This window comes from Pseudomonas sp. B26(2017) (assembly GCF_002113045.1).
GTDB lineage: Bacteria > Pseudomonadota > Gammaproteobacteria > Pseudomonadales > Pseudomonadaceae > Aquipseudomonas.
Map to the genome: position 1 here is coordinate 178,033 of NZ_NEJJ01000011.1, position 23,038 is coordinate 201,070.

27 protein-coding genes and 1 pseudogene are annotated in these 23,038 nt (G+C 60.3%); 15 read left to right on the forward strand and 13 right to left on the reverse strand.

All coding sequences use genetic code 11. The features are described 5' to 3' along the window. Positions 1-15 precede the first annotated feature (15 nt). On the reverse strand, positions 16-696 hold the full coding sequence (aat, locus tag CAF79_RS17975; protein ID WP_085699146.1) for a leucyl/phenylalanyl-tRNA--protein transferase: 681 nt from the start codon (positions 694-696) through the stop codon (positions 16-18). Between the two features lie 521 nt (positions 697-1,217). On the opposite strand from aat, the gene CAF79_RS17980 reads away from it, so the two are divergent. The 6 genes from CAF79_RS17980 (at position 1,218) to cysG (ending at position 8,737) form a co-directional block, all read left to right on the forward strand. Beyond that, a complete protein-coding gene (locus CAF79_RS17980; protein ID WP_085687381.1) occupies positions 1,218-3,626 on the forward strand; it encodes a DNA translocase FtsK in 2,409 nt (802 codons plus the stop codon). Between the two features lie 78 nt (positions 3,627-3,704). Continuing rightward, positions 3,705-4,325 (forward strand): outer membrane lipoprotein chaperone LolA, encoded by a 621-nt coding sequence (gene lolA, locus CAF79_RS17985; RefSeq protein ID WP_011334944.1) that lies wholly within the window; start codon positions 3,705-3,707, stop codon positions 4,323-4,325. Positions 4,326-4,349: 24 nt separating this feature from the next. Continuing rightward, a complete protein-coding gene (locus CAF79_RS17990) occupies positions 4,350-5,672 on the forward strand; it encodes a replication-associated recombination protein A (RefSeq protein ID WP_064597723.1) in 1,323 nt (440 codons plus the stop codon). Further along, positions 5,672-6,046, forward strand: a complete 375-nt coding sequence (crcB, locus tag CAF79_RS17995) for a fluoride efflux transporter CrcB (protein ID WP_085699148.1) — start codon at positions 5,672-5,674, stop codon at positions 6,044-6,046. The genes CAF79_RS17990 and crcB overlap by 1 nt, the downstream gene beginning before the upstream one ends. A 15-nt stretch (positions 6,047-6,061) precedes the next feature. Then, positions 6,062-7,342 (forward strand): serine--tRNA ligase, encoded by a 1,281-nt coding sequence (gene serS / locus CAF79_RS18000; RefSeq protein WP_085699150.1) that lies wholly within the window; start codon positions 6,062-6,064, stop codon positions 7,340-7,342. Further along, positions 7,343-8,737, forward strand: coding sequence for a siroheme synthase CysG (gene cysG / locus CAF79_RS18005; RefSeq protein WP_085699152.1), 1,395 nt, complete (start codon positions 7,343-7,345; stop codon positions 8,735-8,737). It begins immediately after the preceding gene. 45 nt (positions 8,738-8,782) lie between these two features. Here cysG and CAF79_RS18010 read toward each other — a convergent pair whose 3' ends face one another. From CAF79_RS18010 to CAF79_RS18045, 8 genes are all read right to left on the reverse strand, one after another. Beyond that, complete coding sequence (locus CAF79_RS18010) at positions 8,783-9,784, reverse strand: glutathione S-transferase family protein (protein WP_085699155.1); 1,002 nt, start codon at positions 9,782-9,784, stop codon at positions 8,783-8,785. Between the two features lie 91 nt (positions 9,785-9,875). Next, on the reverse strand, positions 9,876-10,877 hold the full coding sequence (locus CAF79_RS18015; RefSeq protein WP_085699157.1) for a glycosyl transferase family protein: 1,002 nt from the start codon (positions 10,875-10,877) through the stop codon (positions 9,876-9,878). Further along, a complete protein-coding gene (locus tag CAF79_RS18020) occupies positions 10,874-11,209 on the reverse strand; it encodes a TusE/DsrC/DsvC family sulfur relay protein (protein ID WP_085699159.1) in 336 nt (111 codons plus the stop codon). Before CAF79_RS18020 ends, CAF79_RS18015 begins: the two co-directional genes overlap by 4 nt. Next, positions 11,206-11,499 carry a sulfurtransferase complex subunit TusB gene (gene tusB, locus CAF79_RS18025; RefSeq protein ID WP_085699161.1) on the reverse strand — a complete coding sequence of 98 codons (294 nt, stop codon included), beginning with the start codon at positions 11,497-11,499 and terminating at the stop codon, positions 11,206-11,208. The genes CAF79_RS18020 and tusB overlap by 4 nt, the downstream gene beginning before the upstream one ends. Then, positions 11,499-11,855 (reverse strand): sulfurtransferase complex subunit TusC, encoded by a 357-nt coding sequence (tusC, locus tag CAF79_RS18030; RefSeq protein ID WP_085699163.1) that lies wholly within the window; start codon positions 11,853-11,855, stop codon positions 11,499-11,501. The genes tusB and tusC overlap by 1 nt, the downstream gene beginning before the upstream one ends. Before the next feature lies 1 nt (position 11,856). Next, on the reverse strand, positions 11,857-12,249 hold the full coding sequence (gene tusD, locus CAF79_RS18035) for a sulfurtransferase complex subunit TusD (protein WP_085699276.1): 393 nt from the start codon (positions 12,247-12,249) through the stop codon (positions 11,857-11,859). Between the two features lie 100 nt (positions 12,250-12,349). Then, positions 12,350-13,051 (reverse strand): YoaK family protein, encoded by a 702-nt coding sequence (locus CAF79_RS18040; RefSeq protein WP_085699165.1) that lies wholly within the window; start codon positions 13,049-13,051, stop codon positions 12,350-12,352. Positions 13,052-13,075: 24 nt separating this feature from the next. Continuing rightward, positions 13,076-13,405: a DUF6388 family protein gene (locus CAF79_RS18045; RefSeq protein WP_085699167.1), complete on the reverse strand. Its 330-nt coding sequence runs from the start codon at positions 13,403-13,405 to the stop codon at positions 13,076-13,078. Positions 13,406-13,540: 135 nt separating this feature from the next. Between CAF79_RS18045 and CAF79_RS18050 the strand changes: the two genes are divergently transcribed. Continuing rightward, entirely contained in the window at positions 13,541-13,891 is a 351-nt protein-coding gene (locus tag CAF79_RS18050) for a hypothetical protein (RefSeq protein ID WP_085699169.1), read from the forward strand. A gap of 64 nt (positions 13,892-13,955) precedes the next feature. Here the strand turns inward: CAF79_RS18050 and CAF79_RS18055 are convergent, their stop codons facing one another. Continuing rightward, the gene (locus tag CAF79_RS18055) at positions 13,956-14,381 is read right to left on the reverse strand and encodes an N-acetyltransferase (RefSeq protein ID WP_085699171.1); all 426 of its coding nucleotides are present in this window, start codon (positions 14,379-14,381) and stop codon (positions 13,956-13,958) included. 137 nt (positions 14,382-14,518) lie between these two features. Here CAF79_RS18055 and CAF79_RS18060 point away from each other — a divergent pair, with 137 nt between their 5' ends. From CAF79_RS18060 to CAF79_RS18075, 4 genes and pseudogenes are all read left to right on the forward strand, one after another. Then, complete coding sequence (locus CAF79_RS18060) at positions 14,519-14,956, forward strand: hemerythrin domain-containing protein (RefSeq protein ID WP_085699173.1); 438 nt, start codon at positions 14,519-14,521, stop codon at positions 14,954-14,956. Positions 14,957-15,181: 225 nt separating this feature from the next. Then, entirely contained in the window at positions 15,182-15,817 is a 636-nt protein-coding gene (locus CAF79_RS18065; RefSeq protein ID WP_007958235.1) for a lytic polysaccharide monooxygenase auxiliary activity family 9 protein, read from the forward strand. A gap of 40 nt (positions 15,818-15,857) precedes the next feature. Beyond that, a pseudogene (locus CAF79_RS18070) lies at positions 15,858-16,883 on the forward strand (chitinase); the annotation flags it as partial. 143 nt (positions 16,884-17,026) lie between these two features. After that, on the forward strand, positions 17,027-17,617 hold the full coding sequence (locus CAF79_RS18075; RefSeq protein ID WP_085699177.1) for an NUDIX domain-containing protein: 591 nt from the start codon (positions 17,027-17,029) through the stop codon (positions 17,615-17,617). On the opposite strand, the gene CAF79_RS18080 is transcribed toward CAF79_RS18075, so the two are convergent. Further along, the gene (locus CAF79_RS18080; protein WP_085699179.1) at positions 17,614-18,129 is read right to left on the reverse strand and encodes a methylated-DNA--[protein]-cysteine S-methyltransferase; all 516 of its coding nucleotides are present in this window, start codon (positions 18,127-18,129) and stop codon (positions 17,614-17,616) included. The genes CAF79_RS18075 and CAF79_RS18080 overlap by 4 nt on opposite strands. A gap of 136 nt (positions 18,130-18,265) precedes the next feature. On the opposite strand from CAF79_RS18080, the gene ggt reads away from it, so the two are divergent. Together ggt and CAF79_RS18090 are read left to right on the forward strand one after the other, a co-directional pair. Next, entirely contained in the window at positions 18,266-19,993 is a 1,728-nt protein-coding gene (gene ggt, locus CAF79_RS18085) for a gamma-glutamyltransferase (RefSeq protein WP_085699181.1), read from the forward strand. Between the two features lie 65 nt (positions 19,994-20,058). Further along, positions 20,059-20,592, forward strand: a complete 534-nt coding sequence (locus CAF79_RS18090; RefSeq protein ID WP_085699183.1) for a cysteine hydrolase family protein — start codon at positions 20,059-20,061, stop codon at positions 20,590-20,592. A gap of 121 nt (positions 20,593-20,713) precedes the next feature. Here CAF79_RS18090 and CAF79_RS18095 read toward each other — a convergent pair whose 3' ends face one another. Then, complete coding sequence (locus CAF79_RS18095) at positions 20,714-20,986, reverse strand: DUF3630 family protein (protein WP_085699185.1); 273 nt, start codon at positions 20,984-20,986, stop codon at positions 20,714-20,716. Between the two features lie 57 nt (positions 20,987-21,043). Next, on the reverse strand, positions 21,044-21,685 hold the full coding sequence (locus CAF79_RS18100; RefSeq protein ID WP_085699278.1) for a TetR/AcrR family transcriptional regulator: 642 nt from the start codon (positions 21,683-21,685) through the stop codon (positions 21,044-21,046). Between the two features lie 124 nt (positions 21,686-21,809). On the opposite strand from CAF79_RS18100, the gene CAF79_RS18105 reads away from it, so the two are divergent. After that, positions 21,810-22,268, forward strand: a complete 459-nt coding sequence (locus tag CAF79_RS18105; protein ID WP_085699187.1) for a GNAT family N-acetyltransferase — start codon at positions 21,810-21,812, stop codon at positions 22,266-22,268. A 117-nt stretch (positions 22,269-22,385) separates the two neighbouring features. Next, positions 22,386-23,000 carry a hypothetical protein gene (locus CAF79_RS18110; protein ID WP_085699189.1) on the forward strand — a complete coding sequence of 205 codons (615 nt, stop codon included), beginning with the start codon at positions 22,386-22,388 and terminating at the stop codon, positions 22,998-23,000. The last annotated feature ends 38 nt before the right edge of the window (positions 23,001-23,038 follow it).

Below are 23,038 nucleotides of genomic sequence, written 5' to 3' on the forward strand. Positions count from 1 at the left end.
GCGCGCAAAAGTCGCTCAGCAAACCCAGGTTGCATGATTGGGTTGGTCGAGGTGCCGGGCCAGGTATTCGGCGAATGTCTGCCGTGAAATGGCCCGGGCGCCGAGGCTGTGCAGGTGATCGGTAGGCATCTGGCAGTCAATCAATACGAAACCCGCTTCTTTCAGATGTTGCACCAGCGTCGCAAAACCGTACTTGGAGGCATTGTCCGCGCGGCTGAACATCGACTCACCGAAGAACAGTTGCCCCATCGCCAGACCGTACAGGCCGCCGACCAGTTCGCCCTCATCCCAGACTTCCACTGAATGAGCAAAGCCGCGTCGATGCAATTCGACATAAGCGTCCTGCATCGCTTCGGTGATCCAGGTGCCGTCGGCGTAATCCCGGGGAGCGGCACAGGCACGGATTACCGCTTCGAAATCCTGATCGAAGGTCACTTGATAACGCTGTTTGCGCATCAATTTTCCGAGGCTGCGCGAGACGTGCAGTTCGTCGGGAAAAAGTACGGTGCGCGGATCCGGCGACCACCAGAGAATCGGCTGACCTTCGGAAAACCATGGAAAGCAGCCGTGGCGATACGCCTGGATCAGGCGATCGGCGGACAGGTCGCCACCGGCCGCCAGCAATCCGTTGGGATCGCGCATGGCCTTATCCAGTGGCGGGAAAGTCAGTGAATTGCGTTGTAACCAAGTCAGCATGGCGTCCGGGCTTGCAGAAGGGGAGGGCGGTGGGCGCTGGGCCCGCGGTAAAGTGTGCCGGGAAATGACGCGAATGTCCTCCGTTGCAGTGGGATGATTGGGCTGCTGCAACTTGAGCATCCGGATGCGGTCGTAATCGGGCGCAACACCGCTGCGGGCAAGGTGACCGATGCCAATGTGCGGCGCTCAGGGGGGATGAGGCGCGAATGCTTCGCTACGTTCATCAAATACACCTCATAAGCCTTTGTCACAAAAGACAATGCATGCTCAAATTGAACGCCGGGCCTTGTGCCTTTGGCTATGCTTGAACCAGGGGCCGCGAAGCATGGCGTCGAACGCGCAAACCCGTACAATGCCGGGCTGTTACAGAATATTCGCCGCGTACCGTGTTTATAAAAGGCGGGGCGCAGTGTTAAAAGTAGTCTCCGTTGCGCCCGTCATTTTTTTACCTGCCTGGATCGGGCAGTTTTTTATCGTCATTCAATAGATGGACGCGCCTCTGGCGCAGGAAAAGAAGCGTTTTGAAGAAATCCACGGAAGCACCAAAAACAGTCGTTCCGCTCTGGCGTCAACAGTTGCACTACCGGCTCAAGGAAGGTGCATTGATCGCCATCGGCGCCTTGTGCCTGTTCCTGATGATGGCGTTGCTGACTTACGGCAAGGACGATCCAGGCTGGAGCCACAACAGCAAGATCGACGATGTGCAGAACTTCGGCGGTCCGGCCGGCTCCTACAGCGCCGACATCCTGTTCATGGTGCTGGGTTACTTCGCGTATATCTTCCCGTTGCTGCTGGCGATCAAGGCGTATCAGATCTTCCGTCAGCGTCACGAGCCATGGCAGTGGAGCGGCTGGCTGTTTTCCTGGCGCCTGATTGGCCTGGTGTTCCTGGTGTTGTCCGGCGCCGCGCTGGCGCACATCCACTTCCACGCGGCCACTGGTTTGCCCGCTGGCGCCGGCGGTGCGCTGGGTGAAAGCCTCGGTGACCTGGCCCGCAATGCTCTGAACATACAGGGCAGCACTTTGCTGTTCATCGCGCTGTTCCTGTTCGGGCTGACGGTGTTCACTGACCTGTCGTGGTTCAAGGTGATGGACATCACCGGCAAGATCACCCTCGACCTGTTCGAACTGTTCCAGGGCGCGGTCAACCGCTGGTGGTCGGCGCGTACCGAGCGCAAGCAACTGGTCGCGCAATTGCGTGAAGTCGATGATCGAGTGCATGACGTGGTTGCACCGACCGTCACCGACAAGCGCGAGCAGGCCAAGGTCAAGGAGCGTCTGATCGAGCGCGAGCAGGCCCTGAGCAAGCACATGTCCGAGCGCGAGAAACAGGTGCCGCCGGTCATCGCCCCGGCCCCGGTCAAGGCGCCGGAGCCGAGCAAGCGCGTGCAGAAAGAGAAACAGGTGCCGTTGTTTGTCGACAGCGCCGTCGAAGGCACCTTGCCACCGATCTCGATTCTCGACCCTGCGGAAAAGAAACAACTCAATTATTCGCCCGAATCCCTGGCGGCGGTCGGCCACTTGCTGGAGATCAAGCTCAAGGAATTCGGCGTCGAAGTCACCGTGGATTCCATCCATCCCGGCCCGGTCATTACCCGTTACGAAATCCAGCCTGCTGCAGGCGTGAAGGTCAGCCGTATCGCCAACCTGGCGAAAGACCTTGCACGTTCGCTGGCCGTGACCAGCGTCCGGGTGGTGGAAGTGATTCCTGGCAAGACCACGGTCGGTATCGAAATTCCCAACGAAGACCGACAGATCGTGCGCTTCTCAGAAGTGCTGTCGACATCCGAATACGACAACTTCAAGTCGCCGGTCACTCTGGCCCTGGGCCACGACATCGGCGGCAAGCCGGTCATCACCGACCTGGCGAAGATGCCGCACTTGCTGGTAGCCGGTACCACCGGTTCCGGTAAGTCGGTGGGCGTGAACGCGATGATTCTGTCGATCCTGTTCAAGTCCGGCCCGGACGACGCCAAGCTGATCATGATCGACCCGAAAATGCTTGAACTGTCGATCTACGAAGGCATTCCGCACCTGCTGTGCCCGGTCGTGACCGACATGAAGGACGCCGCCAACGCCCTGCGCTGGAGCGTTGCCGAGATGGAGCGTCGCTACAAGCTGATGGCGAAGATGGGCGTGCGAAACCTGTCCGGCTTCAACGCCAAGGTCAAGGAAGCCCAGGACGCCGGCGAACCGCTGAGCGATCCGCTGTACAAACGCGAAAGCATCCACGACGAAGCGCCGCTGTTGCAGAAGCTGCCGACCATCGTTGTGGTCGTGGACGAGTTTGCCGACATGATGATGATCGTCGGCAAGAAGGTAGAAGAACTGATCGCCCGTATCGCCCAGAAAGCGCGTGCGGCCGGTATCCACCTGATCCTCGCGACCCAGCGGCCGTCGGTGGACGTGATCACGGGTCTGATCAAGGCCAACATCCCGACGCGGATGGCGTTCCAGGTATCGAGCAAGATCGACTCCCGAACCATCATCGACCAGGGCGGCGCCGAACAATTGCTTGGTCACGGTGACATGCTCTACATGCCGCCGGGCACCAGTCTGCCGATCCGGGTTCACGGCGCATTCGTGTCCGACGATGAAGTTCACCGGGTGGTGGAAGCCTGGAAACTGCGCGGCGCACCGGAATACAACGACGACATCCTCAACGGTGTCGAGGAGGCGGGCAGTGGTTTCGAAGGCAGCAGCGGCGGCGGAGACGGCGACGATCCGGAAGCCGACGCGCTGTACGACGAAGCCGTGCAGTTCGTACTGGAAAGTCGCCGCGCCTCCATCTCCGCTGTGCAGCGCAAGCTGAAGATCGGTTACAACCGTGCCGCGCGCATGATCGAAGCCATGGAAATGGCCGGGGTCGTGACGTCCATGAACACCAACGGTTCCCGCGAAGTTCTGGCCCCTGGCCCGGTACGCGACTGATTCGATACCCTGATCCAAATGCAATGGACGGTGCATGAAGCGCCGTCCACTTTCCCACGAGTATTCAAGAGGACTCCCATGCGTCTTATCCGCATGTTGCTGCCGGTACTGGCTCTGACCACCCTCACGGCTCACGCCGATGACAAGGATGTGGCTCGCCTGACCCAATTGCTCGAAACATCCAAGACTCTGACTGCCAACTTTTCCCAACTGACCCTCGACGGCAGTGGCACCCAGTTGCAGGAAACCACCGGCGACATGACCCTGCAGCGCCCGGGCCTGTTCTACTGGCACACCAATGCGCCAGCCGAGCAGACCATGGTGTCCGACGGCAAGAAAGTCACCCTGTGGGACCCGGATCTGGAACAGGCCACCATCAAGAAGCTCGATGAGCGCCTGACTCAGACTCCAGCCCTGTTGCTGTCCGGCGACGTATCGAAGATCAGCCAGAGCTTCGACATCACCGCCAAAGAGGCCGGTGGCGTGATCGACTTCACCCTGAAGCCGAAAACCAAGGACACCCTGTTCGACAGCCTGCGCCTGTCGTTCCGCAACGGTCTGGTCAATGACATGCAACTGATCGACAGCGTCGGCCAGCGCACCAACATCCTGTTTACCGGTGTGAAGGCCAACGAAGCGGTCCCGGCATCGAAGTTCAAGTTCGACATCCCGAAGGGTGCCGATGTGATCCAGGAATAAACACAGAGGTTTCAACGGTTCGTGATGGATCTGTTTCGCAGTGCACCGATTGCCCAGCCACTGGCCGCCCGTTTACGGGCGACCAATCTGGATGAGTACGTCGGTCAGGAACACGTGCTCGCTCGCGGCAAGCCTTTACGCGAAGCACTGGAGCAGGGTGCCCTGCATTCGATGATCTTCTGGGGCCCGCCGGGCGTGGGCAAAACCACGCTGGCGCGGTTGCTGGCGGAAGTTTCGGATGCGCACTTCGAAACGGTCTCGGCAGTCCTGGCCGGGGTCAAGGAGATCCGTCAGGCGGTGGAAATCGCCAAGCAGCAGGCCGGCCAGTACGGCAAGCGCACGATTCTGTTTGTCGATGAAGTGCACCGTTTCAACAAGTCTCAACAGGACGCCTTCCTGCCGTACGTTGAAGACGGCACGCTGATCTTCATTGGCGCCACCACCGAAAACCCTTCTTTCGAACTGAACAATGCATTGCTGTCGCGGGCGCGGGTCTACGTGCTCAAGAGCCTCGACGAAGCGGCGTTGCGCAAACTGGTGCATCGCGCGCTGACTGAAGAGCGTGGTCTGGGCAAGCGTCATCTGACCCTCAGCGATGAAGGCTTTCAGATGTTGCTGTCCGCCGCCGATGGCGATGGCCGGCGCCTGCTGAACCTGCTGGAAAATGCCTCGGACCTGGCCGAAGACCACAGCGAAATGGGCACCGAGTTGCTGCAGAGCCTGCTCGGCGACACTCGCCGGCGTTTCGACAAGGGCGGCGAAGCGTTCTACGACCAGATTTCCGCGCTGCACAAGTCAGTGCGCGGTTCCAATCCTGACGGCGCGTTGTACTGGTTTGCGCGAATGATCGATGGCGGCTGCGATCCGCTTTACCTGGCCCGGCGCGTAGTGCGCATGGCCAGTGAAGATATCGGCAACGCCGATCCTCGCGCCCTGAGCCTGTGCCTGGCCGCGTGGGAAGTGCAGGAACGTCTTGGCAGCCCGGAAGGTGAGTTGGCAGTGGCCCAGGCCATCACCTATCTGGCGTGTGCGCCGAAAAGCAACGCGGTGTACATGGGCTTCAAGACCGCGCTGCGCGCCGCCGCCGAGCATGGTTCACTGGAAGTGCCGCTGCACCTGCGCAATGCGCCGACCAAATTGATGAAGCAATTGGGCTACGGCGACGAATATCGTTACGCCCACGACGAACCGGATGCTTACGCGGCCGGCGAAGACTATTTCCCGGAAGAACTCGACCCGATTCCGTTCTACCAACCGGTGCCCCGTGGCCTGGAGTTGAAGATCGGCGAAAAGCTCAATCATCTCGCCCAACTTGATCGTTTAAGCCCCCGGCAGCGGAGAAAATAGTGGTTCCATTGATCGTTGCAGTCTCCGTCGGCGGGATGGCCGGCACCTTGTTGCGCTTCGCCACCGGCAATTGGGTCAACGCCAATTGGCCGCGGCACTTCTATACCGCGACGCTGGCCGTTAATATCGTGGGCTGCCTGCTGATTGGCGTGTTGTACGGCCTGTTTTTGATACGCCCGGAAGTGCCGATCGAGGTACGTGCCGGGTTGCTGGTCGGCTTCCTCGGGGGGCTGACGACTTTTTCATCCTTTTCACTGGATACGGTGCGCCTGCTGGAAAGCGGGCAGGTGCCGCTGGCCCTGGGCTATGCGGCCATCAGCGTATTCGGCGGGCTGCTCGCGACCTGGGCCGGCCTGTCCCTGACCAAACTTTGATAACGAGAAACCGACATGCTCGATCCCAAACTGTTACGTAGCAACCTTCAGGACGTAGCGGACCGCCTGGCTTCCCGTGGCTTTGCCCTGGATGTCGCGCGCATCGAAGCGCTGGAAGAACAGCGCAAGACCGTCCAGACCCGCACCGAAGCACTGCAGGCTGAGCGTAACGCGCGTTCCAAATCCATCGGTCAGGCCAAGCAGCGCGGCGAAGACATTGCGCCGCTGATGGCGGACGTCGAGCGCATGGCGGGCGAACTGAGCGCCGGTAAAGTCGAACTGGACGCGATCCAGACCGAACTGGATTCGATCCTGCTGGGCATCCCGAACCTGCCGCACGAATCGGTACCGGTCGGCGAGGACGAAGACGGCAACGTCGAAGTCCGTCGCTGGGGCACTCCGATCGCTTTCGATTTCCCGGTTCAGGACCACGTCGCCCTGGGCGAGAAGTTCGGCTGGCTCGATTTCGAAACCGCCGCCAAGCTGTCTGGCGCCCGTTTCGCCCTGCTGCGCGGCCCGATTGCCCGTCTGCATCGCGCGCTGGCGCAGTTCATGATCAACCTGCACGTCACCGAGCACGGCTATGAAGAGGCCTACACGCCTTATCTGGTTCAGGCCCCGGCGCTGCAAGGTACCGGTCAACTGCCGAAGTTCGAGGAAGACCTGTTCAAGATCGGTCGTGAAGGCGAAGCCGATCTGTATCTGATCCCGACCGCCGAAGTGTCTCTGACCAACATCGTCGCCGGTGAAATCGTCGATTCGAAACAGCTGCCGATCAAATTCGTCGCCCACACTCCGTGCTTCCGCAGCGAAGCCGGCGCGTCGGGTCGTGACACCCGCGGCATGATCCGTCAGCACCAGTTCGACAAGGTCGAGATGGTCCAGATCGTCGAGCCGTCGAAGTCGATGGAAGCGCTGGAAGGCCTGACCGCCAACGCCGAGAAGGTCTTGCAACTGCTGGGTCTGCCATACCGTACCCTGGCGCTGTGCACCGGCGACATGGGCTTCAGCGCGGTCAAGACTTACGACCTGGAAGTGTGGATTCCGAGCCAGGACAAATACCGCGAAATCTCGTCGTGCTCCAACTGCGGCGACTTCCAGGCCCGCCGCATGCAGGCGCGTTTCCGCAACCCGGAAACCGGCAAGCCTGAGCTGGTGCACACCCTGAACGGTTCCGGCCTGGCGGTCGGTCGTACTCTGGTGGCCGTGCTGGAAAACTACCAGCAGGCCGACGGTTCGATCCGTGTGCCGGACGTGCTGAAGCCGTACATGGGTGGCCTTGAGGTCATCGGCTAAATGAAATATCTGCCGCTGTTTCACAACCTGCGCGGCAGTCGTGTGTTGGTTGTCGGTGGGGGGGAGATTGCCTTGCGCAAGTCCCGCCTGCTGGCCGATGCCGGTGCGCTGCTGCGGGTGGTTGCACCTGAAATCGAAGCGCAACTGCGCGAACTGGTTGCCGCCAGCGGTGGCGAATGCCTGCTGCGTGGCTACGCCGAAACGGATCTGGACGGTTGCGGGCTGATCATTGCCGCCACCGATGACGAAGCGTTGAACGCGCAGGTCTCCGCCGATGCTCATCGGCGTTGCGTACCGGTCAATGTGGTGGATGCGCCAGCGTTGTGCAGCGTGATCTTCCCGGCAATTGTCGATCGTTCGCCGCTGATCATCGCGGTCTCCAGTGGCGGCGATGCGCCGGTGCTGGCCCGGTTGATCCGCGCCAAGATCGAAACCTGGATTCCTTCGACCTACGGCCATCTGGCCGGTCTGGCCGCACGGTTTCGCGATCAGGTCAAAGGCCTGTTTCCCGATGTGCAGCAACGTCGCGGTTTTTGGGAGGACGTGTTCCAGGGGCCGATTGCCGATCGCCAGCTGGCTGGGCAGGGCGCCGAGGCCGAGCGTCTGTTGCAGGCGAAAATCGACGGCGAAGCGAGCGTAACCACCGGCGAGGTTTATCTGGTGGGCGCAGGGCCGGGCGATCCGGATCTGCTGACCTTCCGCGCCTTGCGTCTGATGCAGCAAGCCGATGTGGTGCTGTACGACCGCTTGGTGGCTCCGGCGATTCTTGAGCTTTGCCGCCGCGATGCCGAGCGGGTCTACGTCGGCAAGCGACGCGCCGATCACGCCGTGCCGCAGGATCAGATCAACCAGCAACTGGTGAATCTGGCCAAGGCCGGCAAGCGCGTGGTGCGGTTGAAGGGCGGGGATCCGTTCATCTTCGGCCGTGGCGGCGAAGAGATCGAGGAACTGGCGGCCCATGGCATCCCGTTCCAGGTGGTGCCGGGCATCACGGCGGCCAGCGGTTGCGCGGCGTATGCCGGGATTCCGCTGACTCATCGCGATTACGCGCAGTCGGTGCGTTTCGTCACCGGCCACCTGAAGGACGGTTCCAGCGATCTGCCATGGGCCGACCTCGTCGCGCCGGCGCAGACGCTGGTGTTCTACATGGGCCTGGTGGGGTTGCCGATCATTTGCGAGCAGTTGATCAAGCATGGTCGTGCAGCCGAAACGCCGGCCGCGCTGATCCAGCAGGGCACCACGGTCAATCAGCGAGTCTTCACCGGCACGTTGGCCGACCTGCCGCGTCTGGTGGCGGAGCATGAAGTGCATGCGCCGACGCTGGTGATCGTCGGCGAAGTGGTGCAACTGCGCGAGAAACTGGCCTGGTTCGAGGGCGCTCAGGGTCAAATCTGACGACTCTGAAGGGATTGTTCCCACGCTGTGGGAACAATCCTGCTTTCAACCTCTGCGCCAGATCCCTTTCCCGCTCAACCGGTTCCGGTCATGGGCAACAGTGAAATCCTGCTTCGGCCCCTTCGGCACAACTCCGGTCGGGTTGATGGTCTTGTGGCTGCCGTAGTAATGATTCTTGATGTGCTGGAAATCCACGGTCTCGGCAATGCCCGGCCACTGGTACATCTCCCGCAGCCAGTTCGACAGGTTCGGATAATCGCTGATCCGCCGCAGATTGCATTTGAAGTGCCCGTGGTACACCGCGTCGAAACGAATCACCGTGGTGAACAGACGCACGTCCGCCTCAGTCAGGTATTCGCCCGTCAGATAACGGTTGGCACCCAGAACCTGCTCCAGATGATCCAGTTCGGCAAACACATCATCGAACGCTTCTTCATAGGCTTTTTGCGAGGTGGCGAACCCGGCGCGATACACGCCGTTGTTCACGGCAGGGTAGATCCGCTCGTTCAGCGCATCGATCTCGCCGCGCAATGGCGCCGGATAGAAGTCCAGATCGTTGCCGGTCAAGTCATCGAAGGCACTGTTGAACATGCGGATGATCTCCGCCGATTCGTTGCTGACGATACGTTTCAGTTTCTTGTCCCATAGCACCGGTACGGTGACGCGGCCGGTGTAGTCGGCGGTGTCGGCGGTGTAGCGCTGATGCATGAAATCGAAGTGGTCGAGTTTGTCGCCGGTCGAACCGAGGTTCTGGTCGAAGGTCCAGCCGTTTTCCAGCATCAGCCAGCTGACGACTGACACGTCGATCAGGCTTTCCAGGCCCTTGAGCTTGCGCAGGATCAGCGTGCGATGAGCCCATGGACACGCCAGGGAGACGTAAAGGTGATAACGCCCGGCTTCGGCGGCAAAACCGCCTTCACCGCTGGGGCCCGGCTCGCCGTTGCGAGTGACCCAATTGCGGCGTTGCGCCTGTTCACGCTGGAACGCGCCGTCCTTGCTGCTTTCGTACCACTTGTCCTGCCAGCGGCCGTCGACGAGTAAACCCATGATCAAGACTCCATAAACCAATATTCGTTGGAGCCGAGTCTATTCCGATGAGTTCGAACAAAAAGCGCAAAGATCGGGCGTTAATGATCGGTTAAATCGATTTGTCCCGCGCAGCCCAGTATTTCTCGGCGGTTTCGAAAGCCTGTTCACGGGAGTGGCCAAGGCCACGAAGTGCCAGCGCCATGGTCGAAATCAGCGCCATTTGCGGGTAGCTGTCGACCACATCGCCGCGCCAGACCGCCTTCAGATGCTCGACATCCAGCGACGCCGGTTTGACATGACGCTGCGTCGACAGTTGCGGCCATTCCTCGTCCCAGCTCTCGCCGCCGGTGGTGCCGTACAAGTGACTGTCGGCATCCGGGTTGATCTCGATTTCGCCGCCGTCACCCTTGATCACGATCGCCGTGTCACCGAGCAGGCCGCTGGCATCGCGATGCACCGCTTGGTAGCCGGGGTGGAAAATACTCTGCAGGCCGCAACGCGCGCCCAGTGGATTGAGGATTCGCGCCAGCGAATGGATCGGCGAGCGCAGACCTAGGGTATTGCGCAGGTCGATCATCCTTTGCAGCTGCGGCGCCCAGTCCACCAGTGGCATGAACGCCAGGCCACCGTTATCCAGCGCCGCACCGACTTGCTGCCAGTTGCGGCACAGCGGAATGTTCAGCTCACCGAGCAACTGTTCGGAATACAAACGCCCGGCGGTGTGGGCGCCACCCCCGTGCATGAAGATGCGCACGCCGTTCTGCGCCAGGCACTTGGCAGCCAGCAGATACCACGGCAGGTGACGCTTCTTGCCTGCGTAGGTCGGCCAGTCCAGATCGACGTCCAGTGCCGGTGCCTGCAAGCGTTCACGCAGAGCTTCGGTGAAGCCGGCCATTTCCTCGGCGCTTTCTTCCTTGTGCCGCAGCAACATCAGGAACGCGCCGAGCTGGGTTTCCTCAACCGCTTCATCGAGCACCATGCCCATGGCTTGCCGGGCTTCCTCGCGGGTCAGGTCTCGGGCGCCGCGCTTGCCCTTGCCGAGGATACGCACGAACTGGGCGAACGGATGCTCGGCGGGCGTTTCGAGGGTCAGCGCTGGATAGTCGGTCATAGGCAATTCGTCGGTTTGGGCAGGCCCGCCAGTTTCGCGGCGAGTTTGGCAGGGGTGCCTTTAAACAGTCGGTTCAGGTGCAGGCTGTTGCCTTTCTCCGCGCCGAGTTTGAGCGCGGTGTACTTGATCAGCGGCCGGGTGGCCGGGGAGAGCTGGAATTCGGCATAGAAGCTGCGCAGCAGCTCGAGGACTTCCCAGTGTTCCGGGCTCAGTTCGATGTCTTCGGCAGCGGCGAGGGCGCTGGCGACTTCGGCCGACCAGTCGTTGAGGTCGACCAGAAAGCCGTCCTTGTCCAGTTCAATGGCGCGAGCGCCGACGGTCAGCGCACTCATAGCCAGCTGTTGACCTTGGCGTGGTGGATCGACAGTTCGACGAAGGCCGGGTAATCGATGGCTTCGGCCCAGTCCGGAACCTGCACGGCGCGGGCTTGCGCATCTTCGGCCAGCACGAACAATTTCACCTTGCGGAATTCCAGCGCACTGAACGGCGCAGTGCCGGGTTGTAGCGCATAAGCGGCATCGCCACACAGCAACAACGCATCGCTGGCACCCAGCAGACGCAGGCAACTGGTCAGGCGTTCGTCGCCGAACGGGGAATGGGACAACACATGCAGAGTCGACATCAGAGGGTGATCACCTGGTCGTAACGGTCAATGAGGGCGGTGATTTGCTCGGCGGTCAAAGGCTGCGCCTCGTCCAGCGAACGATTGACGAGGCCGCGAGCACTGGCGCTGTCGGCGCAGTAGAACAGCTCTTCGACACCGAACATCGGCAATGCTTGCAGGTTGGCGCTCAGGTCTTTCTGTTGCAGGGCCTTGGCATTCTGCCCGGCGGCGAGTTGCAACACGCCGTCGTCGAGAAACAGCAGGCCGATCGGCAGATCGAACGCGCCACCGGCCAGCACGATGTCCAGCGCTTCGCGGGCGCCGGGGCCGGACCACGGCGATTGACGGCTGATAATCAGAAGGGACTTGGCCATGTCATGCGCCTCCGAAACAGATCAGGCGGTCGGCATCCTGCACCGCGTCATGCAACTGACCGAGGCCGGACAATTCCCACGGTGCGCTGACTGCCACGGCGTCACGCTGATAACGTCCGGCTTCCTCGGCATTCAACACGCCACGGCGCAGGGCCGCGGCGATGCACACCACGCCGTCGAGGTTTTGTTCGGTGATGAAGGTTCGCCACTGCTTGGGCAGGTCCAGTTCGTCCTGCGGCGTGACCACGGCGTCGGACGCGTTGTGGACCCCGTCCTGATAGAAAAACAGCCGGACAATCTCATGCCCGCCGGCCAGCGCAGCCTGGGCGAACAGCAGGGCGCGGCGCGAGGACGGCGCATGGGCGGCGGAAAACAGCGCAATGGCGAACTTCATGACGGACTCGATCAGCAAAACTGCGGCCATGATAAAGCTTTCTCGGCGGGGCGGCGAAGTCGATGTTTCCCGCGCCCGTCTCGATGCGAACAGGAGGCTGTCAGCGCGGCATGTAGCCCAACTGCCAGCGCCGCGGAATTTTCAGGGTCAGCAGCCCCAGAACGCCAGCAAACAGTCCGCTGACCAACATCGCCTTGAGCCCCAGATGATGTTCCAGCACCGCCCCCAGAATGGCCCCGACCAGCATCCCGCTCCACGGCACCAGTTGCACCCGCCAGCCACTTCGCCGTTCGCCTAGCACCCACCGCCCCAATCCCCGGCCGAATCGTGACAGTGCGCCGGTGACATACGTCAGCCCGACCGGCAGACCGTTCACTTCTTCCACCGCCGCGTTGAGCATGCCCATCGCAATAATCGCCGCCAGCAGGGCCGGCAGTTGCGTGTCAAAGGGCCAGGCTGCCAAACAGAGCAGAGCGGCGATGGACAGCAGCAATGGCAGCGCCCGTCGTCCACCCAGTCGGCTGACCACGACACCCAGGGCATTGCCGACAATGAACGTCGCCACCAGCAGGATCAGCCTCAATGTCAGTCCGCTGTCACCCTCGCTGATCGCCACTGCCAGCCGCGTTGTGTTGCCGCTCATGAAGGAAACGAAATCGCCGCTGGCCATGAAGCCGATGGCGTCGGTCATGCCGGCCAATACCGACAGACAGGCAACCAGCGCCAGGCCAACACGGCCGCGCCATTTCTGTATGTGAAGATGTCCGGGGCTGGCGCGGTGGGTCGAGGTGGAAGGCAGCATCGAGGCAGCATCCTCGTGCAGGGGTTACGGTTCTATGCCATACAGATCGCAATATTCCAGCCAGTCCATCCCGGCCATTTCCGCTACTTCGCGATGCACTTCCAGGCGTTGCGCCTGGTACTCCTCGGGCGTCGCGGCGGTGAGCTGCAACGTCAGTTCCCAGGCAAACAACCCTTGGCTTTCGGCCTCGGCTTCGAAAGCTTCGTGCAGCCGTTCTTCGCGGTACTGCGCCTGGGTTTCGCCCTTGGCCTGGGCCAGTAGCGGGTTGAGGTGGTCGAGGGTTTCGCGCAGTTCCGCATGCGCTTCGAGAAACAGTTTCAGGGCCTGTTCGTGTCGCTGTTCAGTAGGCGCCATGGGCTTTCCTTGTAAGGCGGATGACCGTTAATGTGCCGCAGCGGCCCGCCTGTGTCGCGCTCTAAATGCAGTAAAGCAGAACGTTTTTTGGCGTTGCGGTGATACAGTCCGCTTTTTTCCGAATGAGCGAATGCAATGCGAATGCTGATGGTGGCACTGGCGGCAACCCTGCTGGCCGGTTGCGCGGGTTCGGCGATGGAAGACGCCCGCACGCAAACCCCTTACAAGACCCTGAATTCGGACAAGCCCGAAAAAGACGTGGCCCGGTGCGTGCAATTCGCCTGGCAGGACGAAGCGGTGTTCGGTGTTGACGCGGCGGCGTATCTGCAACCGGGCAAGAAGGGCGGTTCGACGGTCTATACGCGCTCGGCGGAGTCGTTTGTCGACTTGACCACTGAGGCGTCCGGCACCGTGCTGAATTACTACGCGCAGAAGGATGATTTTGTGGCCAAGCGCCGCTTGGCGGCACTGGCGACCTGTCTGTAACGGGGCAACTGGATGCATTGACGTTACGCGCCCCGCGCCAGCCTGCGGGCGAGGGGCGCTGAATTCAATCAATCAAGCGCTTCTGGAAGAAATGCCGCTTGTGCCCCAGCGGGTAATCCGCAATCTCGCCACACTCGGTATACCCCAGTTTTTTGTAGAACCCGGGCGCCTGAAAATCAAAGGTATCGAGCCAGATCCCTACGCAGTCTTTTTCCCGGGCGAATTGCTCGACCATCTGCATCAGCTTCGAGCCGATTCCCTGTCCCCGACCTTCCTCCGGCACCGCCAGCAACTCGATAAACAGCCACCGATAGAACGTGTGCCCATAAAGGCCACCGAGGATCGCGTCGTTATCGTCGCGCACCAGCAGAGCGACCGGTTCGTACAGCGAAGGCCCGGCCTTGGCGATGTTATGGGCACGCAGGGGCGCCAGGATGGCTGCGCGCTGTTCTTCGGTGGGGGCTTGTGACAGCTCGATCCGCAACGTCATGTTGTCTTCCTTGTAGTAATGAATCGGCAGCCTATCGCGCCGCAGCCGATTCAGGCAAACGCTTGGAACCGTCGCTGTTGTGCCGGGGTCTAGCACTTTAGGGCGTCCATCCGGAACGCGTTTGCCTGGGAGATTCCATGAACATTTTCGAAGCCCTTCGTGAAAGCCACGACCGTCAGCGGACCTACGCGAAATCGTTGATCGAGACCAGCGGCGACACCCCGGAAAGGGTCGAGGCCTACAAGCAGTTGAAGGCTGAGCTGCAGGCCCACGAAACGGCCGAAGAGCGCCACTTCTATATCCCGCTGATGGAGTTCGACAACGGTGTCGACCTCAGCCGCCATGCCATTGCCGAACACCATGAAATGGACGAGATGATGGAAGAACTCGACGAGATCGAGATGTCCAGTCCGGCCTGGCTGGCCATGGCGAAAAAGCTTTCGGAGAAGGTCCATCATCACTTGCAGGAAGAAGAGCAGAAGTTCTTCCAGATGGCCGGCAAGCTGCTCGACGACAAGCAAAAGGAACAGCTCGCCGGGCAATATGAAAAGGAGTTCAGGGCACAGCTTTCCTGAACCGCTGAATGCAGGTTTTTTTGCAATAACGCGGTGTAGTCCTTTTGCCATGCGTTGAGTGAGCTTCATCGCAATGAACTGTGTTTATATACAGTATTTTCGGCGTTTTTCGGATTTCGTCGAGGCAGACTGCGACAAAACCGCCGATGGACAAAAAATCCCCCTCCGTTAGCTTGAAGGCCTCTCCTTGGACAGGAGAGTTCTTAAATCAACGGAGTGAAAAACATGAATCAACCACAAGCTCAAACTCAACTGCGACACGGTCGCGTCATTTCCCCTGCAAGCCGCGGTGCGGTGGCCATCGAGCAAGGATTGCTCGGCGGCTGGCAGGTCAATGAAATGGAAGGCGGCAAGAACTTCCCGGCACTCGCGGCCGGCCCGTTTCCCGCGCCATTCGAAAGCGACAATCCGAGCGTCGTGCCGCCCGCTGACGGCTATATTCTCAGTGGCGGCAAAAACGACGCACGTGATTGCGTGAACTTCACCGCAGAAGAAATGAGCAAGAAACTCGGACGTCCGTTCTCCTGGCCGCTGCTCAATGTCACCCCCGGCCAGACCCTTGAGGTCAAGTGGGAGTACACCGCGCCGCACACCACCCGCGGTTACCGCTGGCTGATCACCAAGGATGGCTGGGACCCGAAACAACGCATCACGCGAGCGCAACTGGAGGCGCAGCCGTTCGCCGAGGATTTCTATCCGCAAGTGCCTTATTACAGTCACTCGGCGGAATTGAAAGCCAAGGTCAACCACGCCGTGAAACTTCCCGGCAACAAGCAGGGGCATCACGTCATTGTCCTGATGTGGATCGTCGCCAACACCGGCAACGCCTTCTATCAGGCCTTCGATGTGGACTTCAAATAAGCCCGCAACATCAAACCCACAGGTTCTGAAGGATTAGAACATGTCAAACATCGACTTCACCCTATTGAAAAACCAGGCCAGCGACGCGGCGTCGCTGATGCCGACACTTGCCAGCAAGAAGATCCTCATGGGCTTCTGGCACAACTGGCCAGCCGGACCGAGCGATGGTTACCAGCGCGGCCAGTTCGCCAACATCGCTCTGGAAAACGTGCCGAAGGAATACAACGTGGTCGCGGTGGCCTTCATGAAGGGCAGCGGGATTCCGACCTTCAAGCCGTTCAACGTCTCCGATGCCGAGTTCCGCCGTCAGGTTGGCGTGCTCAACAGTCAGGGGCGGGCCGTGCTGATTTCCCTGGGCGGTGCCGATGCGCACATCGACTTGCGCCCCGGCCAGGAGCAACCGCTGGCCAATGAAATCATCCGTCTGGTGGAAACCTACGGCTTCGACGGCCTGGACATCGATCTTGAACAGAGCGCGATTGATTTCGCTGCCAACAAGACCGTCCTGCCCGCCGCACTGAAACTGGTCAAGGATCATTACGCCGGCCAAGGCAAGCATTTCATCATCAGCATGGCGCCGGAGTTTCCGTACCTGACCACCTCCGGCAAATACGTCGGTTACTTGCAGGCGCTGGAAGGTTATTACGACTTCATCGCTCCGCAGTTCTATAACCAGGGTGGCGACGGGGTCTGGGTGCCGGAAGCCAATAACGGCAATGGAGCGTGGATCGCCCAGAACAACGATGCGATGAAAGAGGACTTCCTCTATTACCTGACCGAGAGCCTGGTGACCGGCACTCGCGGTTTCACGAAGATCCCGGCGGACAAATTCGTCATCGGCCTGCCGGCCAACGTCGATGCCGCTGCCACCGGTTACGTGATCGACAAGACCGTGGTCGGTAACGCGATGAAACGCCTGGCGGTCAAAGGGCATCCGATCAAGGGGCTGATGACCTGGTCGGTGAACTGGGATAACGGCACCAGCAAGGATCGCGTGCCGTACAACTGGGAGTTCAGTCGGCGTTATGCACCGCTGATTCACGGGGCGCCGTCTGCGGCGCAGGGCAATGATGCAGCAACCATGAACGTGGCTCATCAGTAGTCAATGAAGTAAAAGCCCGGTAGCGCTGCCGGGCTTTTTTTCGTCGGCGGTTCGCATCATTTCACCTACCATGGCCATCTTCCTAATGACAAAAAGGATCAGGCGTCATGTCCAACACAACCGAGCGGGTCAACATCGTCGATACCCAGGTGTTGTCCCACGACTGGTATCTGCTGAAGAAAATCACCTTCGACTATCGCCGCAACAACGGTAACTGGCAGCGTCAGACGCGCGAAGTCTACGACCGTGGCAATGGCGCGGCGATTCTGCTGTTCAACCGCGAGCAACGCACCGTGGTGCTGACCCGACAATTCCGCCTGCCGGTGTTCGTCAACGGTCACGACGGTTTGCTGATTGAAGTGGCGGCCGGGTTGCTTGAAGGTGCGGCGCCTGAGCAGCGCATCCGTGACGAAGCCGAGGAAGAAACCGGCTACCGCGTGCATGACGTGAAGAAGGTGTTCGAGGCCTACATGAGTCCCGGCTCGGTGACCGAGAAGTTGCACTTTTTTGTCGCCGAGTACGATGCCTCGTCAAAGGTCAGTGAAGGGGGCGGTCTGGAAGAGGAGACCGAAGAACTTGAAGTGCTGGAGTGGCGTTTCGACGACGCGCTGGCGGCGTTCCAGCGTGGTGAGATCTGCGATGCCAAGACCATCATGCTGCTGCAATATGCGGCGATGAATAACCTGTTTGGCGGTTAAAACAGATCACCGGTTTTGCCAATGTCCGACCACTGGCCACCCTCAAGGGTCAGCAAGCGCTCCTTGGCTTCCAGGCCTCCGGCAAACCCGGTCAGTTTTCCTGATGCGCCGATGACTCGATGGCACGGCGCGATGATCGAAATCGGATTGCGCCCGTTTGCCGCGCCGACCGCACGCACCGCGCTCGGATGGCCGATCTGTTCGGCGATCTGGCGGTAGGTGCGGGTTTCGCCAAACGGAATGGTGAGTAGTGCGGCCCAGACTTTTTTCTGGAACTCGGTGCCGGCAAAGTCCAGCTCCAGATCGAACGCGTTTCGCGTGCCTGCAAAATATTCTTCCAGCTGTCGCGCGGTTTTCATCAACACCGGGTTGTCCGGTGCCTCGCTCATCGGTCCGAGGCGCACCCGGTTCGGTTTGTCGTTTTCCCAGAGGATGGCGGCCAGACGTGAACCGTTCGCGACCAGCTTCAACTCACCGACGGGCGAGGGCAGGGTGATGAACGTGTAGGCCATGGAAAAAACTCCGGTACGGGGGCGAAAACTGCGCCCAGCATACTGCCGGATCGGGGAGGCGCAAACCGTAAACGCGACCATACTGGCTGATGCTCTTGAAGCGCTTTCCTACCTTATAAAAAGAAGAGACCGACTCATGAAGTACGAACCTTTTGCCAAATCGCTGATTGCGACCTCATTGGCGCTGAGCTGCCTGATGGCCCACGCCGCTTCGGTTGCCCCGGTTGCCGCCGAAAACGGCATGGTGGTCACCGCCCAGCACCTGGCCACTCACGTGGGCGTCGACGTCTTGAAAAGTGGTGGCAACGCGGTGGATGCGGCGGTCGCCGTGGGTTATGCACTGGCGGTGGTTTACCCGGCGGCGGGTAACCTCGGTGGCGGTGGTTTCATGACCATTCAACTGGCGGACGGACGCAAGACCTTCCTCGACTTCCGGGAAAAAGCCCCGCTGGCCGCAACGGCCAACATGTACCTGGACAAGGACGGCAACGTCATTCCGGACCTGAGTACCCGTGGCCACCTCGCGGTGGGCGTTCCGGGCACCGTGTCCGGCATGGAGCTGGCGCTGAGCAAGTACGGCACCAAACCGCGCAAGGACATGATTGCCCCGGCGATCAAGCTGGCGGAAGAAGGTTTCGAGCTGCAACAGGGCGACGTCGAACTGCTGGAGTACGCTACCGACGTGTTCAAGAAGGACATCAAGGATTCCGGCGCGATCTTCCTGAGCAACGGCGAGCCGATGCAGGTCGGGCAGAAACTGGTGCAGAAGGATCTGGGCAAAACCCTGCGCACCATTTCCGAAAAAGGCGCCGATGGCTTCTACAAAGGCTGGGTGGCCGACGCCATTGTGACGTCCAGCCAGGCCAACAAGGGCATCATCACCCAGGCCGACCTCGACAAATACAAGACCCGCGAACTGGCCCCGGTGGAGTGCGACTATCGTGGCTACCACGTTGTGTCGGCACCACCACCGAGCTCCGGCGGGGTGGTGATCTGCCAGATCATGAACATTCTCGAAGGCTACCCGATGAAAGATCTGGGCTTCCATTCTGCCCAGGGCATGCACTACCAGATCGAGGCGATGCGCCACGCGTACGTGGATCGCAACAGCTACCTGGGCGACCCGGACTTTGTGAAAAACCCGATCGAGCACCTGCTGGACAAGAACTACGCAACCAAACTGCGTAACGCGATCCAGCCGCAGAAGGCCGGCGTGTCGGCGGAGCTCAAACCCGGTGTCGCACCTCATGAAGGCAGCAACACCACGCACTACTCAATCGTCGACAAATGGGGCAACGCAGTCTCGGTCACCTACACCCTCAACGACTGGTTCGGCGCGGGCGTGATGGCGAGCAAGACCGGGGTGATCCTCAACGATGAAATGGACGACTTCACTTCCAAGGTCGGCGTGCCGAACATGTACGGCCTGGTGCAGGGTGAAGCCAACGCTATCGCCCCGGGCAAGGCGCCGCTGTCATCGATGAGCCCGACCATCGTCACCAAGGACGGCAAGGTGGTGATGGTGGTCGGTACGCCGGGCGGCAGTCGCATCATCACCGCGACGTTGCTGACCATGCTCAACGTCATCGACTACGGCATGAGCCTGCAGGAGGCGGTCGACGCGCCGCGCTTCCACCAGCAGTGGATGCCGGAGGAAACCAACCTCGAAGACTTCGCCGCCAGCCCCGACACGAAGAAGATCCTCGAGAGCTGGGGCCACAAGTTCGCCGGGCCGCAGGACGCCAACCATATCGCCGCGATTCTGGTCGGTGCACCGTCGCTGGGTGGCAAACCGGTCGGCAAGAACCGCTTCTACGGCGCCAACGATCCACGGCGCAACACCGGGTTGTCATTGGGTTACTGAGCGGAGTAAAAAGGGGCGGGCACACGTCCGCCCCTGTCTCAAGGACCGATCAAGGAAGGCTCACCATGACCACCGCATTGCTGATCATCGATGTCCAGCGCGCCCTGTGCGCAGGCGAGTACGAGTGCCACGACGCCAAGCGGGTAATCGACACCATCAACGGCCTCAGCGCCCGCGCCCGCAAGTCGGGCATTCCAGTGGTGCTGATCCAGCACAACGAAAAGGACAGTCCGTTCGCTCACGGTGCCGAAGGCTGGCAACTGGCTGAAGGACTGGAAACCGCACCCGGCGATTTGCGCGTCGACAAGACTGCCAACGACTCGTTCTACCAGACCAACCTGCAGAAACTGATCCCCCGGGAGGACTTCGACCGCCTGGTGATCTGCGGCATGCAAACCGATTACTGCGTCAACGCCACCGTGCGTCAGGCCCACCAGCTGGGGTACGACGTGGAACTGGCGGCCGACGCCCATACGACGGTCGACAACGGCAACATGAGCGCCGAAGACATCACCGCCGAGTACAACAAGGATTGGGCGCATCTGAGCGGTTCCGTGGCGCGGATCGATGTGAAGCCGGCGGCCCAGATTACGTTCTGATGGGTTATCACAGTCATTGTGGGAGCGAGCTTGCTCGCGATGGCATTCGTTCAGTCACCGATGATGTTGAATGTGCTGCCCTTATCGCGAGCAAGCTCGCTCCCACAACGACGTGTATGAATCACGCCATTTGCAACCGCCGCACCACGGCCTGAAACCGCTCCGATTCTACCCACTGAAGATCTGCGTCCTCCACCAGCAACATGATCCCCAGGTGATGCTCCAGGTGAAGGGTGATCACCTGACCGTCGACTGCCAGGTCCCAGTAATACTGATCCAGACCGCTGGCCCGGGTTATCCAGGTTCCGTTCAGCGTCTGCTGGAGCTCATCGGCGATACGCTTGAAGGATTCTGTGTCCGAACTGTCCGACAAGTGAATATCTGACTCGGCCATGTGTTGCTCCTTGAATGACGTCGGGAATAAGCGAAGGCATACTGCGACCGCCTGAAATCAAGTCGCAAACATCAACCTGCGAACATCGCTCACCGGCTCGGACACCGCACCGCTCAGCACCAACCGCGTAATCGTCTCCGCCGCCAACGCATAGTCCTCATCCTGCGGCACTTCCCGCCCGGTGATGCGCCCCATCTGCCAGCCAATGTTGGTGTAGGTGCGCGTCGCCGACCAGATGAACAACATCAAATGCTCGGGATCTACCGGGGCCAACAAACCGCGCTCTATCCAGCTGCGCAGGCACTCGACATTGCGCCGGGCTTCGCCGTGCAGCAGGTCGCGGCATTCGTCGGGCAGTTGGCGACCGCCGAGCAGCAACTCGCCGCTGAACACTTTGGCAATTGCCGGATGTTCGCGGGCGATGCGGATGCGGGCGGCGACGTAGGCGCGCAGGCCGATCAGCGGATCGTCACTTTCGCGTAGTACCGCCGAGGCTTCCAGCAACGGTTCGACAAAGCCGAGCAGCACTTTGCCGTAGAGGTGTTCCTTGCTCTGGAAGTAGTAATACAGGTTGGCTTTGGGTACACCGGCGCGAGCGGCGATGTCGCGGGTCTGGGTCGCGTCGAAGCCGTTGGCGGCGAATTCCTCGCTGGCGGCGGCCAGGATCAGTTGCTGGTTGCGTTCGCGGATGCTGCTCATGGACGGCATGAAGGGTCTGGCCATTGCGGGTTCGTAATATACAAAACTATATAGCGATTGGACCAGCGAACTTGTTCTTCAGCGCTATGCTGGTATCAGTTTCGGTAACCTCAGGAAAATGACAATGCCCCTTCAGGCACTGCGCGCCACGACGATTCACCTCGACGCGGTGGCGAAGCTGTTCGACGCCTATCGTGGTTTTTATGGCCAGCCGTCAAATCTCGAGCAATCGCGGGCCTTCATCTCCGAGCGCATGACCGGCAATGAATCGGCGATTTTTCTGGTTGAGGATGAAAGTGGTGAGGCGCTGGGATTCGTCCAGCTATACCCGACGTTCTCTTCGATAGACGCCCACCGAACCTGGCTGCTCAGCGACCTGTTCACCACGCCGGCCTCTCGGGGCCGTGGAGTCGGGCGGCTATTGATGAACACCGCCCGCGACTTTGCCGTCAATACCGGCGCCAAAGGGCTGGTGCTGGAAACCGCCACCGACAATTTCACCGCCCAGGGTTTGTACGAATCACTTGGCTGGGTGCGTGATACGGCCTATTACACGTACACCCTCGATTTGCGTCAAAGCTGAATCGGCTTTTTCAGGTTTTTCCCGAATCAGGTCTTTCCCCGAACGTAGACCATCACTAGAATCCGCCCCCGGCGCTCCGCAATGGAGGCTCTTTGATATCATTTTAGGGACGACATCATGCAATTCGGGAAAATCCTTGCGCTGGGTCTGGTGCTCGCGCTGGGTGGCTGTGCCAGTTTCACCAAGGACGAAGTGGCCCCGGTCACGCTGCCATCGATGGCCAGCTATGCCAACAAGCCAAATGTCTATGTGGATTTCGACTTCTACCAGGGCGAGCCGAAAAGCGCTTCCGCCGTGGAAATGCCGCAAGCTCGGGAGATGCTCAAACCGCAATTGCAAACCGTCCTGAAGGATTCCGGTTTGTTCGGTCGTGTCACCTTCGACCAGTTCGAGAAGCAGCCAGGTGATTACAGTCTGCGTCTGAAGATGTACAACCATCCACCGAATGGCGGTCAGATGGTGCTGGCGTTCATCAGTGGCCTGAGCATGACGATCATTCCGGCCTACGCCACCGACCAATACACCATGAGCCTGGAAACTCTCGATCAGCAAGGCCAGCCGTTGTCCACCGCCAGCAACCATGACGCGGTCGGCACCTGGATGGGCATCTGGTTCCTTCCGCTGGCGTTCAATACGCCAAAAGCGGCGGTGACCGATACGTTCACTCGGCAGGTCAATGCGTTGCTCAAGGAGTGGGCCGACAGCAACCGTCCGAAATATTCGGGCATCTGACGCACGCCAGCAGCAAAAAAAAGAGCCGCAATCGCGGC